Here is a 15,160-nt window from a genome sequence, read left to right as displayed (position 1 = left end):
ACTCCGGGTAGACGGTGCGCAGCACCTCGTGCCGGGCGACGACGTCGCGCACCGCGGCCCGCATGGCGTCCACGTCGAGCGTTCCGGTCAGCCGGACCGCCACCGGGATGTTGTTGACCGCCGACCCGGTGTCGAAGCGGTTGAGGAACCACATGCGCTGCTGCGCCAGCGACAGCGGGATCCGGTCCGGCCGCGGCTGCGGCACCAGCGGCGGACGACCGCCCCCGCCGGCGTGCTGCTCGACCGCGACGGCCAGGGCCTCGACCGTGGGCGCCTCGAAGACGACCCGGACGGGGATCTTCGCGTCGAGCGCGGCCCCCATGCGGGAGACCACCTGGGTGGCGAGCAGCGAGTTGCCGCCGAGCTCGAAGAAGTCGTCGTCGACGCCGACCCGGGCGAGGCCGAGCACCTCGGCGAACACGCCCGCGACGATCTCCTCGACGGGGGTGCTCGGAGCGCGGAACTGCCGCGCCTCGAACACCGGTTCCGGCAGCGCCTTGCGGTCGAGCTTGCCGTTGACGTTCAGCGGCAGCGCCTCGAGCACCACGAACGCCGCCGGCACCATGTACGACGGCAACGCGCCGGCGAGCCCGGACTTCACGTGCGCGATGTCGAGCACCGCGCCCGTCTCCGGAACCAGGTACGCCACGAGCTGCGTGCCCGCCCGGTCGTCCTCCCGGGCGATCACCGCCACGTCGCGCACCTCGTCGGCGCCGCGCAGCGCGGCCTCGATCTCGCCGAGCTCGATGCGGAATCCGCGCACCTTCACCTGGAAGTCGCTGCGGCCGAGGTACTCCAGGCGGCCGGTGGTGTCCCACCGGACGAGGTCGCCGGTGCGGTAGAGCCGCTCGCCGTCGCCGAACGGGGAGGCGACGAACCGCTCCGCCGTCAGATCCGCCCGGCCGTGGTAGCCGCGCGCCAGCTGTGCACCGGCGAGGTACAGCTCGCCGGACACGCCGACCGGCACCGGATGCAGGCGCCCGTCCAGCACGTAGACCCGCGAGTTCCATTCCGGCACACCGATGGACACCGAGGCGCCTGCGTCGCCCACCACGTCGCCCGCGGTGATCGACACCGCGGCCTCGGTCGGGCCGTAGAGATTGACCAGCTGCGCGCTGTTGTGTCGCAGGAACCGCTGCGCCGTCGCCGCCGGCAGCGCCTCACCGATCGCGAGCACCCGGCGCAGCGACCTCGGCAGCATCCCGTCGGAGTCGACGAGCAGCGCCTCGAGCATCGACGGCACCACATGCAGGGTGGTGACCTCCTGCTCGGCCATCAGGGCGTTCAGGTAGCCGGGATCGCGGTGACCCTCCGGCGCGGCGATCACCAGCCGGCCCCCGGAGACCAGCGCCGACCAGAACTCCCACACCGACAGGTCGAACGTCGCCGCGGTCTTGAGCAGCGCCGCGTCCTGCGATCCGAGGCCGAAGTGCTCGCGCTTCCACAGCAACTGGTTCACGATCGCGCCGTGCGGCACCGCCACACCCTTCGGCTTGCCCGTCGAACCGGAGGTGAAGATCACGTACGCGGTGTTCGACGCCCGCAGCGGCGCCCGCCGCTCGGCGTCGGTGACCGGAGCACCGGCGTAGGTCGACAGGTCGGCCGTGTCGATCGCCAGGCGCGGGACAGACCTGTCCCCCGGGATCTCGACCGCGTCGGCGGTCAGCACCACCACCGGAGCCGCGGCATCCAGGATGTACCCGGTCCGCTCGGCCGGCTGATCCGGGTCGAGCGGCACGTACACGCCACCGGCCTTGGCGACGGCGTACATGCCGACGAGGAGCTCGATCGACCGGCGCATCGCCAGCGCCACCGTCGACTCCGGGCCGACCCCCGCCGAGATCAGGCGACGGGCAAGCCGGTTGACGCGGATGTCGAACTCGCCGTAGGTGAGCGTCTCACCCTCGAAGAACAGGGCCGTGGCGTCCGGAGTCCGGCGCACCTGCGCGTCGAACAGGTCGGGCAGGGTCACCGACGCGTCCACGGCGTGATCGGTGTCGTTCCAGCCCTCGAGCACCCGGAGCCGCTCGGCGTCGTCGAGCAGCGGCACATCGCCCACCGGGAGCGACGGGTCCGCCACCACCGCTTCGAGCAACCGCAGGAAGCGGCGGGCGAAACCGGCCACCGTGGACTCGTCGAACAGGTCCGTGGCATAGGTGAAGAAGCCGGTCACCCCGGCCGCGGCACCGTCCTCGGCGTGCCGGTCGGTGACGATCAGATGCAGGTCGAACTGGGAGATCTGCATGTCCGCGTCGACGTTCGCGATGGTCAGACCCGGCAGCTCGAGCCGGGACTGGGCGACGTTCTGGAACGACAGGCCCACCTGGAACAACGGGTGCCGCGCGGTGGAGCGGACGGGGTTGAGCACCTCCACGAGCCGCTCGAACGGCACGTCCGCATTGGCGAACGCCCCCAGGTCGGCCTCGCGGGCCTGTGCCAGCAGGTCCTCGAACGCCGCATCCGGCTGGACCTGCGTGCGGAAGACAAGGGTGTTGACGAACATGCCGATCAGATCGTCCAGCGCCCGCTCGTCACGCCCCGCGATGGGCGTGCCGATCGCGATGTCGTCCGTGTCGGACATCCGCGCGAGGAACACCGCGAGGGCGGTGTGCATCACCATGAACAGCGTCGTGTTGCTGCGACGGGCGAGGTCGATCAGCCGGGCGTGCAGCTCCGGATCGACGGCGAATCCGGTCCGGGCGCCGGCGAAGGACTGCACCGCCGGGCGCGGCCGGTCGGTGGGCAGGTCCAGCTGGTCGGGCAGACCGGCCAGCGCGTTCTTCCAGTACGCCACCTGCTTCGCCGCAACCGAGTCCGGATCGTCCTCGGACCCGAGGACCTCCCGCTGCCACAGCGCGTAGTCCGCGTACTGCACCGGCAGTGGCGCCCACGCGGGGAACTCGCCCTGCGAACGCGCGATGTAGGCCTGCATCAGGTCCCGGGTGAGCGGGCCCGCCGACGAACCGTCGGCCGAGATGTGGTGGACGACCAGGGCGAGCACGTGGTCGTTCGCGGCGAGCCGGAACAGCCGCACCCGCAACGGCACCTCGATGGTGACGTCGAAGGTCGTGGCGCCGAGTTCCCGGACGGCCGCGACGATGTCGTTCTCGCCGACCGCGATCGGGGTGAGATCCTGTTCGGCCTGGGCGGCGGGCACGACGACCTGGATCGGGCCCTCGGCCGTCTCCGGGTAGTAGGTCCGCAGGATCTCGTGCCGGGTGACGAGGTCACCGACCGCCGCCTGCAGCGCCGCGACGTCGAGCGTTCCGGTCAGCCGGATCGCCATCGGCACGTTGTACGCGGCGGTGTCCGTGTCGAAGCGGTTGAGGAACCACATCCGCTGCTGGGCCAGCGACAGCGGGATCCGCTCGGGACGCTGCCGCGCCTCGAGCGGCCGCCGGGCGTCGGCGCTCTGGTGCTGGACGGACACGGCGAGCGCCTCGACGGTGGGCGACTCGAACAGCGCGCGGATCGGCACCCGGACATCGAGCGCGGCACCGAGCCGGGATGCCACCTGGGTGGCGAGCAGGGAGTTGCCGCCGAGCTCGAAGAAGTCGTCGTCGAGACCGACCTGTTCGAGACCGAGCACCTCGGCGAACACCCGCGCCACGGCCTCCTCCGTGACGGTGGTCGGGGCCCGGAACTCCCGGGCCTCGAACACCGGCGCCGGCAGCGCCCTGCGGTCGAGCTTGCCGTTGACGTTCAGCGGCAGCGCCTCGAGCACCACGAACGCCGCCGGCACCATGTACGACGGCAGCTGCTGCGACAGGGCCGACTTGAGCTCCGCCGCATCGAATTCCGCACCGGCGGCCGGAACCACGTACGCCACGAGCTGCGCGCCCCCACGCTCGTCGTCCCGCGCGATCACCGTCACGTCGCGCACCTCGTCGATGCCGCGCAGCGCGGCCTCGATCTCGCCGAGCTCGATGCGGAATCCGCGCACCTTCACCTGGAAGTCGCCGCGGCCCACGTAGTCGAGCTCGCCGCCCCCGTCGCCCGTCCCGATCCACCGGACGAGATCGCCGGTGCGGTAGAGCCGTTCGCCGTCCCCGAACGGGGACGCGACGAACCGCTCCGCCGTCAGATCCGCCCGGCCGTGGTAGCCGCGCGCCAGCTGCGCACCCGCCAGGTACAGCTCGCCGGGCACGCCGGCCGGGACCGGATTCAGCCGCGCGTCGAGCACGTACACCCGCGAATTCCACTCCGGGACACCGATCGGCACCGACACCCCGGTGGCGTCGTCGACCTCGTGGAAGGTCACCGACACCGCGGCCTCGGTCGGACCGTACAGGTTGTCCAACCGGGCCGTGTTGTGCGCCAGGAACCGTCGCGCCGTCGCCGCCGGCAACGCCTCACCGATCGCGAGCACCCGTCGCACCGACGCCGGGAGCCGGTCCTCGCCGTCGACGAGGAGCGTCTCGAGCATCGACGGCACCACGTGCAGGGTGGTCACGGACCGCTCCGCCGTCAGGGCGTTCAGATAGCCCGGGTCGCGGTGCCCGTCCGGCGCGGCGATCACCAACCGGCCACCGGAGACCAGCGCCGACCAGAACTCCCACACCGACAGATCGAACGTCGCCGCCGTCTTGAGCAACACCGCATCGTCGGCACCGAGCTCGTACTCCGCCCGCTTCCACACCAACTGGTTCACGATCGCCCCGTGCGGCACCGCCACACCCTTCGGCCGACCCGTCGAACCCGACGTGAAGATCACATACGCCGTGTTCGACGCCCGCAACGGCGCCAACCGCTCCGCATCGCCGACCGGGCCGTCCGCGAACACCGACAGATCCGCCGCATCGAGTTCCAGAGTGCGGACAGACCTCTCCCCCGGCACCTCGAACGCGTCCCGCCCAGTGGTGAGCAGCACTACCGGGGCCGCGGCGTCGAGGATGTATCCGGTCCGCTCGGCCGGCTGATCCGGATCGACCGGCACATACGCACCACCGGCCTTGGCCACCGCGTACATCCCGACCAGCAACTCCGTCGACCGGCGCATCGCCAATGCCACCGTCGACTCGGGTCCCACCCCGGCCGCAATCAGGCGCCGGGCGAGCCGGTTGACGCGCGCATCGAACTCGCCGTAGGTGAGCGTCTCGCCCTCGAAGAACAGGGCTGTGGCCTCGGGAGCGCGCCGCACCTGCTCGTCGAACAGATCCACCAACGTCGCCGGCCCCCCGGTCGCATGAGCGGTCTCGTTCCACGCCTCGAGCACCCGCACCCGCTCGGCCGCCTCGAGAATCTCGATATCACCCAGCGCCACCGACGGATCGGCCACAATCGCCTCGAGCACCCGCACGAACCGCTCCGCGAAACCGGCCACGGTGCCCTTGTCGAACAGGTCCGTCGCACATGTGAACGTCGCGTCGATGCGGGCGGGCGTCCCGTCCTCGTCGTAGCGGTCGAAGACCGTCAGCTGCAGGTCGGTCTTGGCGAGCTCGAGTTCGAAGTTCGTCGGCGAGACGGTCAGCCCCGGCAGCTCCAGCTTCGTCTGCGCGAGGTTCTGGAAGGACAGGCCCACCTGGAACAGCGGGTTGCGGGCCGTCGAGCGCACGGGGTTGAGCACCTCGACCAGGCGCTCGAACGGCACGTCGGCGTTCGCGAACGCCCCCAGGTCCGTCTCGCGCACCTGGGCCAGGAACTCGTCGAACGCGACGTCGGACTGCACTCGGGTGCGGAAGACCAGCGTGTTGACGAACATGCCGATCAGATCGTCGAGCACCCGCTCGCCCCGGCCCGCGATCGGCGTGCCGATCGCGACGTCGTCGGTGCCCGACAGCCGGCCCATCAGGGTCGCCAGGGCGGCGTGGATCACCATGAACAGCGTGGCGTTGTGCCGGCGCGCCAGCTCCTGCAGGCCCCGGTGGACGTCGGCGTCGACGGTGAAGTGCAGCGATTCGCCGCGGAAGCTCTGGCGAGGGGGCCGCGGCCGGTCGGCCGGGAGATCGATCTGGTCGGGCAGACCGGCCAGGGTCCGCTTCCAGTACTCGACCTGCCCGGCGGCGACGGAGTCGGGGTCGTCCTCCGAACCGATGACGTCACGCTGCCACAACGCGTAGTCCGCGTACTGCACGGGCAGCGGCTCCCAGCCGGGCGCCTCGCCGCGGGAACGTGCCTCGTAGGCGATCGTGACGTCGCGCGCGAGGGGCGCCATGGAGGCGCCGTCGGCGGAGACGTGGTGCACGACGAACGCCAGGACGTAGTCGGAGTCGGTGATCCGGAAGATCCGCGACGCCACCGGCACCTGCCGTGTCACGTCGAAGGTCGTGGACATGAATGCGACGATCTCGCCGGTGAGGTCGTCCTCGGTGACGTCGTACGGCGTCAGGTCGGGCAGCGCGTCGTCCACGGGGAGCACGATCTGGTGCGGCTCGCCGTCCGGGTCCGGGTAGTAGGTGCGCAGCATCTCGTGCCGGCCGATCACGTCGCGGACCGCCGCCTGCATCGCGGCCAGGTCGAGCTCACCCTGGAGCCGCACCGCGAAGGGGATGTTGTCCACCGCGGAGGAGGTGTCGAACTGGTTGAGGAACCAGTAACGCTGCTGGGCCAGCGACAGCGGCAGCCGCTCGGGACGCGGTGCCGCCTCGAGCGGGCGCCGGGCGCCGGTACCGATCTGGCGGCCGACCTCCGCGGCGAACGCTTCGACGGTGGAGGTTTCGAACAGCAGCCGCAGCGGCACCGACGCATCGAGCGCCGCACCGATCCGCGAGACCACCTGCGTGGCGATCAGCGAGTTGCCGCCGAGGGCGAAGAAGTCGTCGTCGAGGCCCACCCGGTCGAGACCGAGCACCTCGGCGAACACACCCGCCACGATCTCCTCCACCGGAGTCGTCGCGGCCCGGAACGCCTTGACCTCGAACACCGGCTCCGGCAACGCCTTACGGTCCAGCTTGCCCGACGCGTTCAGCGGCAGCGCGTCCAGTTCCACGAACGCCGACGGCACCATGTACGACGGCAGGTGCGCCTCGAGGGCACGGCGGGCGAGGGTGTGGTCGAACGTCCCGGCCGCGGGGACGACGTACGCCACCAGCTGCTCGTTGCGGACCATCGCGACCGCCTGGACCGCCTCGGTGTGTTCGACGAGCGCGGCCTCGATCTCGCCCAGCTCGATGCGCAGGCCGCGCAGCTTGACCTGGAAGTCCGTACGCCCGATGTACTCGAGTTCCCCGCCCTCGGTCCACGTCACCAGGTCGCCCGTGCGGTACAACCGCTCCCCGGGCGCGCCGAACGGCGACGCGACGAACCGGTCGGCCGTCAGGTCCGCCCGACGGACGTAGCCGCGGGCCAGCTGCACCCCGGCCAGGTACAGCTCCCCGGCCACCCCCACCGGGACCGGGCGCAGCCGGGCGTCGAGCACGTACACCCGCGTGTTCCACACCGGCGCACCGATCGGCACCGACACCACGTCCGCGTCGGTCACCTCGTGGAACGTCACGTCCACCGCGGCCTCGGTCGGCCCGTACAGGTTGTGCACGCTCACACCCGGGACCAGCGTCCGCATACGCGCCGCGACCGCGCCCGGCAACGCCTCACCCGATGCGAAGACGTAGCGGAGCGCGGAGAGGCCGGCCACGGCCGGTTCGGCGACGAACACCGCCAGCATCGACGGCACGAAGTGCGCGACCGTCACCGACCGTGCGCGCATGACCGCAGCGAGATACCCCGGGTCACGGTGGCCGTCCGGCGCCGCCACCACCAGCCGCGCCCCGACCTGCAACGGCCAGAAGAACTCCCACACCGACACATCGAACGTGAACGGCGTCTTCTGCAACACCACATCCTCGGCGGTCAGCCCGTACCGCCCCTGCATCCACACCAGACGATTGACGATCGCCGCATGCGAGACGCCCACACCCTTGGGCCGGCCCGTCGACCCCGACGTGAAGATCACATACGCCGTGTTCGACGGCCGCAACGGCGCCGTCCGGTCCGCGTCCGCGAGCGGCGTATCGGAATACTCCGACAGGTCCACCGCGTCGACGCACAGGACAGTCGTCTCCCCCGGCGCCTCGAACCCGTCCCGCGTCGTGGTCAGCACTACCACCGGTTCCGCCACCTCGAGGATGTAGCCGTTGCGCTCCGCCGGCTGATCCGGATCCACCGGCACATACCCGCCCCCGGCCTCCACGACCGCATACATCCCCACCAGCAGATCCACCGACCGGCGCATCGCCAACCCCACCAGCGACTCCGGCCCCACCCCCACCGACACCAGATGCCGCGCCAACCGGCGCACCCGCCCGGCGAACTCGCCGTACGTCAACGACTCGTCCCCGAACACCACCGCCACCGCCTCCGGCGACCGGCGCACCCGCTCCTCGAACAACCCCACCAACGTCACCGACGGCACCGGATGTGCCGTGTCGTTCCACACCTCGAGCACCCGCGACCGCTCCACCGGCTCGAGGATCTCCAGGTCGCCCACCGCCACCGACGGATCCGCCACCACCTCCTCGAGCACCCGCACGAACCGCGCCGCGAACCCCGCCACCGTCGCCGCATCGAAAAGATCCGTCGCATAGGTGATCCCGACCGCGTATCCGGCGGAATCGGCTGTCTCGGCAGCCGTTTCGGCGAGGGAGAACTGCAGGTCGAACCGGGCGGTCGCGGCGTCGAAGTCGAGGCCCGAGACGCTCAGGCCCGGCAGCTCGAGGGACCCCATCGCCTGGTTCTGGAAGGACAGCATCACCTGGAACAGCGGGTGCCGCGCCGTCGACCGGGCGGGATTGAGCACCTCCACCAGCCGCTCGAACGGCACGTCCGCGTGCGCGAACGCGTCGAGGTCGGTCCCGCGTACCCGCGCGAGCAGGTCCGCGAAGGACTCCCCACCCTCGACCCGGGTGCGCAGCACCAGGGTGTTGACGAACATGCCGACCAGGTCGTCGAGTTCCTGCTCGCCGCGGCCGGCCACCGGGGTGCCGATGGCGATGTCGTCGGTGCCCGACAACCGCGCCAGCAGCACCGACAGCGTCGCGTGCACCACCATGAACGGGGTGACGTTACGCTCCCGCGCCACCCGTCCGATCGCGGCATGGAGTTCCGGTCCGAGCGAGAACTCGTGCACCGCACCCGAATTGGATGCGAACGCCGGCCGGGGCCGGTCCGACGGCAGGTCGAGCTGCTCGGGCAGCCCGGCGAGCGCGCCGGTCCAGTACGCTTCCTGGCTCGCGATCACCGAGTCCGGATCGTCCTCCGATCCGAGAACCTCCCGCTGCCACAACGCGTAGTCGGCGTACTGCACCGGCAGGGGCTCCCACTCCGGCTCCCCACCGGTGGCGCGCGCCGAGTACGCCACCACCACGTCACGCGTGAGCGGCCCCATGGAGAAGCCGTCGGCCGCGATGTGGTGCACGACGAGGACGAGAACATGCTCGGTCGCGGACACCTCGAACAACCGCGCCCGGAACGGCACCTGTGTCGACACGTCGAAGCCGGCCGAGGCCATCGTCAGGACCTCGCCGAGCAGCTCGGCCTCGGACACCGGGATCGGCGACAGATCGGGAATCACCCGCGAGGTCGGCAGCACCTGCTGGTACGCCACCCCGTCGGCGTCCGGGTACACCGTCCGCAGGGACTCGTGACGGGCCAGCACGTCGGCGACCGCCACCTGCAGCGCGTGCCGGTCCAGCAGTCCGGACAGCCGGATGGCCAGCGGGATGTTGTTCACCGCGGAGTCCGGTTCGAACCGGTTGAGGAACCACATCCGGCGCTGCGCCAACGACAGCGGGACCCGCTCCGGTCGGGTCCGCGCCACCAACGGCGCTCGGCTGCCGGAGGCGTCGGCCTGCTCGAGGCGCGCGGCCAGGGCGGCGACCCCGGACGCCTCGAACAGCGTCCGCACCGGAATCGTGGCGCCGAGCGCCGCGCCGAGACGGGAGATGACCTGCGTGGCGACGAGCGAGTTGCCGCCCAGTTCGAAGAAGTCGTCGTCCAGCCCGACGCGGTCCACGCCGAGGACGTCGGCGAAGACCCGCGCGACGATCTCCTCGACCGGGGTGGTCGGCGCCCGGAAGACGCGGGCCTCCTGCTCCGGTTCCGGCAGTGCACGCCGGTCGAGCTTGCCGCCGGGCGTCAGCGGGATCGAGTCCAGGACCACCACCGCATGCGGCACCATGTAGCTCGTCAGGAACTGCGCCACGGAATCCCTGACGGCGGCGCCGTCGAGTTCGGTGCCCGGTTCGGGGACGACGTACCCGACGAGCTGCTCACCACGCTGCCCGTCCCGGCGCACCGTCGCGACCGACTGGGCGACACCGGCGCACCGCGCGAGGGCCGCCTCGATCTCACCGAGTTCGATCCGGAAGCCGCGGATCTTCACCTGGTCGTCGGCCCGGCCGACGTACTCGACCACACCGGCCGCCTCGTCGCCGGGAGAGCCGAACCACCGCACCACGTCACCGGTGCGGTACATCCGGCTGCCGTCGGTGGCGTACGGGTCTGCCACGAACCGCTCGGCCGTCAGCCCGGCCCGACCCAGATACCCGCGGGCCACCTGGATTCCCGCCAGATACAGCTCGCCGGGGACGCCGACCGGCACCGGCCGCAACCGGTCGTCGAGAACGAGCACCCGCATGCCGCGGACGGGGCCGCCCATCACCACCGGATCACCGGGCAGCAACGCGTCGCTGATGTTCGACGCCACCGTCGACTCGGTGGGACCGTAGGCGTTGAAGAACGCGCGGCGCGATCCGTCGGGCAGGATCGTCGCCCAGCGCGACACCAGGCCCGGGGAGCACGCCTCGCCGCCCGTGATCACCACGCGGACGCAGTCGAGGCCCGCAGGGTCCACCGAGCCGAGGGCAGCGGGGGTCACGAAGGCATGGGTGACCGCTTCGTCCGCCAGCAGGCCGGCGAGTTCGGCGCCGCCGTACACGGAGGTCGGCGCGACGACCATCGTCGCGCCCGCGCCGAACGCCAGCAGCAGTTCGAGAACCGACGCATCGAAGCTCGGCGACGCGAAGTGCAACGTCCGGGAGTCGGCGGTGACGGAATACCGTTCCACCTGTTCGGCACAGAAGTTCACCACGCCGGCATGCGCGACGACCACACCCTTCGGCGTGCCCGTCGTGCCGGAGGTGTAGATGACGTACGCCGGATGCGCCGGAAGCAGCGAGCGTACGCGCTCGGCGTCGGACACCGGTTCCGACGGCAGCCCGGCGCCGGCCTCGACCGCCTCCTCGAGCACGAGCCAGGACACCGTGCCCGGCAGCGCGCCGGCTGATTCGGCCGATGTGATACCCAGCGCCGCACCGGAATCCGACAGCATGTACGCGATCCGCTCGATCGGGTACGTCGGGTCCACGGGGACGAACGCCGCTCCGGACCGGACGACCGCCCACAGCGCGACCACCGACTCGATCGACCGCGGGACGGCGAGCGCCACACGGTCTTCCGGTCCGATGCCGCGGGAGATCAGCAGCCGCGCCAGGCGCGACGACGCCGCATCCAGCTCCCCGTACGACACGGACCGGCCGTCGAACCGCAGGGCCACGGCGCCGGGATCGCGCCGGGCGGCGGCGGACAGGATCTCGTCCAGCGTGCCGGCGGGCTCGGCCGGTGCGCCGTGCACCGACGTCAGCGCCCGCCGCTCGGGCTCCGACAGGAACTCGACGTCGCCCACCGCCCGCGCCGGCTCGGCCGCGACGGTCCCGAGCACCCGCAGCAACCGCCGCACGAACGAGGCGATCGTCGCCTCGTCGAACAGATCGGTGGCGTACCGCAGGTCGCAGGCGAGGCCACCCGGCTCGCCGTCCTCGTCGACCGTTTCGACGAAGATGAACGACAGATCGTACTGGGACTGTTCGAGATTCGCGGTGACCGGGCTGATCGCGAGGTCGCCGAGCTCGAGGGTGGTCTGTTCGAGATTCTGGAACGCGAGCATCACCTGGAACAGCGGGTGATGGGACTGCGACCGGACCGGATCGAGCACCTCCACGAGCCGCTCGAACGGGACGTCCGCGTGCCCGAACGCCGCGAGGTCGGACTCGCGCACGCGCGCCAGGAGCCGGGTGAACGGCTCGCCCGGCGCGACCTCGGTGCGCAGCACCAGGGTGTTGACGAACATGCCGATCAGGTCGTCGAGTTCCTGCTCACCGCGACCGGCGATCGGCGTGCCGATGGTGACGTCCGCCGAGCCCGACAGGCGGCTGAGGACGGCCGCCAGGGCGGCGTGCACCACCATGAACGGCGTCGTCCGGGTGTCCTGCGCCAGCCGGACGAGACCCCGGTGCACCGATTCGTCGACGGTGAAGGCGTGCACCGAGGCACGGTTGGTGGCGACGACGGGCCGGGGCCGGTCGGTCGGGAGGTCCAGCCGCTCGGGCACACCGTCGAGACGGCGCGCCCAGTACTCGATCTGCTGCGTGACGACCGACTGCGGATCGTCCTCCGAACCGAGGGCCTGCCGCTGCCAGATGGCGTAGTCGGCGTACTGCACGGCCAACGGCTCCCAGGCGGGTGCCTCGTGCCGGGTACGGGCGTCGTAGGCGACCATCACGTCCCGCGTGAGCGGACCCATCGAGAAGCCGTCCGCTGCGATGTGGTGCACCACGAGCACCAGCACGTGCTCGGTGTCCGAGACCTGCAGCAGACGGACGCGAACGGGCACCTCGGTCGTGACGTCGAACCCGGCCGCGACGGTGCCCGCCACCGTCGACACGATCTCGGACTCGGTCACCCTCGCCGGCGTGAGGTCCAGTTCCACGCCGGAGGCCGGCAGCACCTGCTGGTAGCCGACCCCCTCCGTCTCCGGGTAGACGGTGCGCAGCACCTCGTGCCGCGCGACCACGTCCGACACGGCCGCCCGGAGCGCGTCGACGTCGAGCGTCCCGGACAGCCGCAGTGCGACCGTGATGTTGTTGACCGCCGAGCCGGGATCGAGGCGGTTGAGGAACCACATCCGCCGCTGCGCCAGCGACAGCGGCACCCGCTCCGGCCGCACCTGCGGCACCAGCGGAGGCCGGTGGGAGTCGCCGGCGGCCATCGCCGTGTCGACGAGCGTGGCGAGCTGCGCGGCGGTCGGGGCGTCGAAGAACTCCCGCACGTCGATGCGGACCTTGTGGTCGGCGTTGATACGTGCCACGACGCGCGTCGCACTCAGCGAGTTGCCGCCCAGGGCGAAGAAGTCGTCGTCGACGCCGAGACGCTCGACGCCGAGCACGCTCTCGAAGGCCGCGACGACCGTCTCCTCGGTGGGAGTGCTCGGTGCGCGGTATTCGGTTGCCAGAGAACTGAAGTCGGGCTCGGGCAGGGCCCTGCGCTCGAGCTTGCCCGACGCGTTGAGAGGGAACTCGGTCATCTCGACGAACAGCGACGGCACCATGTAGTCCGGCAGCCGCCGGCGCACGGCCGCGGCCAGTTCGGTGCGGTCGATCGGTTCGCCGTCGGTGACGAGGTAGCCGACGAGGTGGTCGCCGAGCGTCTCGTCGGAGTGCACGACGACGACCGCCTGCCGGACCCCGGGATGGTCGAGCAGGGCGGATTCGATCTCGCCGAGCTCGATGCGCAGGCCGCGCAGCTTGACCTGGAAGTCGGTGCGGCCGACGTACTCGATCAGGCCCTCGGCGTTCCACCTGACCAGGTCACCGGTGCGGTACATGCGGTCGCCGGGCGCACCGAACGGGTCGGCGACGAAGCGGTCCGCGGTCAGGTCGGGTCGGCGCAGGTAGCCGCGCGCGAGCTGGATGCCCGCGAGGTACAGCTCTCCCTCGACACCCTGCGGAACGGGTCGCAGGCCCTCGTCGAGGACGTAGAGGTCGGTGTCGGCGACGGCCGCACCGATGGGGACGACCGCGTCGTCGCCGTGGGTCGCGTAGTAGGTGACGTCGACCGCGGCCTCGGTCGGGCCGTACAGGTTGTGCAGCCCGGCCGTGGAGATCCGGTGGAATCGGGCGACGGTCTGCGCGGGCAGCGCCTCGCCCGAGGCGAAGACATACCGCAGCGAGGTGACGGCCGCGGCGGTGGGCTCGGCGAGGTAGACCGCGAGCATGGACGGGACGAAGTGGGCGACCGTGACCCGGCGCTCGATCATGGTCTGCGCGAGGTAGGCGGGGTCGCGGTGGCCGTCGGGCCTCGCGATCGACAGGCGCGCCCCTACCTGCAGCGGCCAGAAGAACTCCCACACCGACACGTCGAACGTGAACGGCGTCTTCTGCAGCACGACGTCGTCGCCGCGCAGCCCGTACTCGGCCTGTCGCCAGGCGATGTTCGCGACGATGGCCCGGTGCTCGACCGCGACGCCCTTCGGGCGGCCGGTGGAGCCGGAGGTGAAGATGACGTACGCGAGACTGTCGGCGGTCAGGGGGCCGAGCCGCTCGTCGTCGCGCACCGGGTCCGCGGATACGTCCGCGAGGTCGAGGGTGTCGACGAGCACCACGGGCACCGACCCGGGCAGATCCACCCGGTCGCGGGCGGTGGTGACCACCGCGACGGGTTCCGCGGTGTCGAGGACGTAGGCGATGCGGTCGGCGGGGTGATCCGGGTCCAGCGGCACGTAGGCCCCGCCGGCCTTGACGATCGCGTACATGCCGACGAGCAGGTCGAAGGACCGCCGCATCGACAGGCCGACGCGCGCGTCCGGGCCCACGCCGAGCCCGATCAGGTGCCGCGCGAGCCGGTTGACGCGGGCGTCGAACTCCGCGTAGGTCAGGGTCTCGCCGTCGAACTCGAGGGCGACCGCGTCCGGGGTCGCCTCGACCTGGGCGTCGAAGCGGCCCGCGAGGGTGCCGAGGTCGGGGCCGGCGGGGGCGGCCGCCGCGTCGCCGAGGACGGACGCGGCGTCGGCGAGGAGCCGGTCGAGCACGGCGGGCAGCCCACCGTCGGCGAGAAGCGCGGGCGCGAGGTTGGACAGCACGACCGGGACCAGCGCTTCGATACCGAGCACGCCCCCCATCGCGGCGTCGAGGGTGGCGATCTCCTGCTGGAGCCGGCTGTAGGTCAGCTGCGTGTCACCGTGGGCGAGGGCGACGCGGTCGGGCTCGCGGTCCACGACTCCGGCCAGCAACCGGGGCAGGTCTGCGATCGTCAGCGCCTGCTTGCCCGACGTGCCTTCAGCCATCTACTTCATCCTCCGATACCTCTGCGTGTCGCACACAGTCGTGCGCGCTCCGTCGACCCCGCGGCCACCTCGGTGCCCACGGGGTCGGACGACAGTCGATGTTCG

General features: G+C 71.5%; 1 protein-coding gene (running past one end of the window). It reads right to left on the bottom strand.

The annotated features are described in order from the left end of the window. Nucleotides 1-15,055: the 5' portion of a non-ribosomal peptide synthase/polyketide synthase gene (locus tag JYA75_RS13460; protein WP_203330100.1), read on the bottom strand. It extends 14,489 nt beyond the left edge of the window; only the first 15,055 of its 29,544 coding nucleotides appear in the window; the start codon lies at nucleotides 15,053-15,055; its stop codon lies beyond the left edge, outside the window. Nucleotides 15,056-15,160: the final 105 nt, after the last annotated feature.

This window comes from Rhodococcus sp. PSBB066 (genome assembly GCF_017068255.1).
GTDB classification, from domain to species: domain Bacteria; phylum Actinomycetota; class Actinomycetes; order Mycobacteriales; family Mycobacteriaceae; genus Rhodococcus; species Rhodococcus aetherivorans.
Note: the sequence above shows the minus strand (reverse complement) of the source record. Positions and strands in the feature narration are given on the sequence as shown.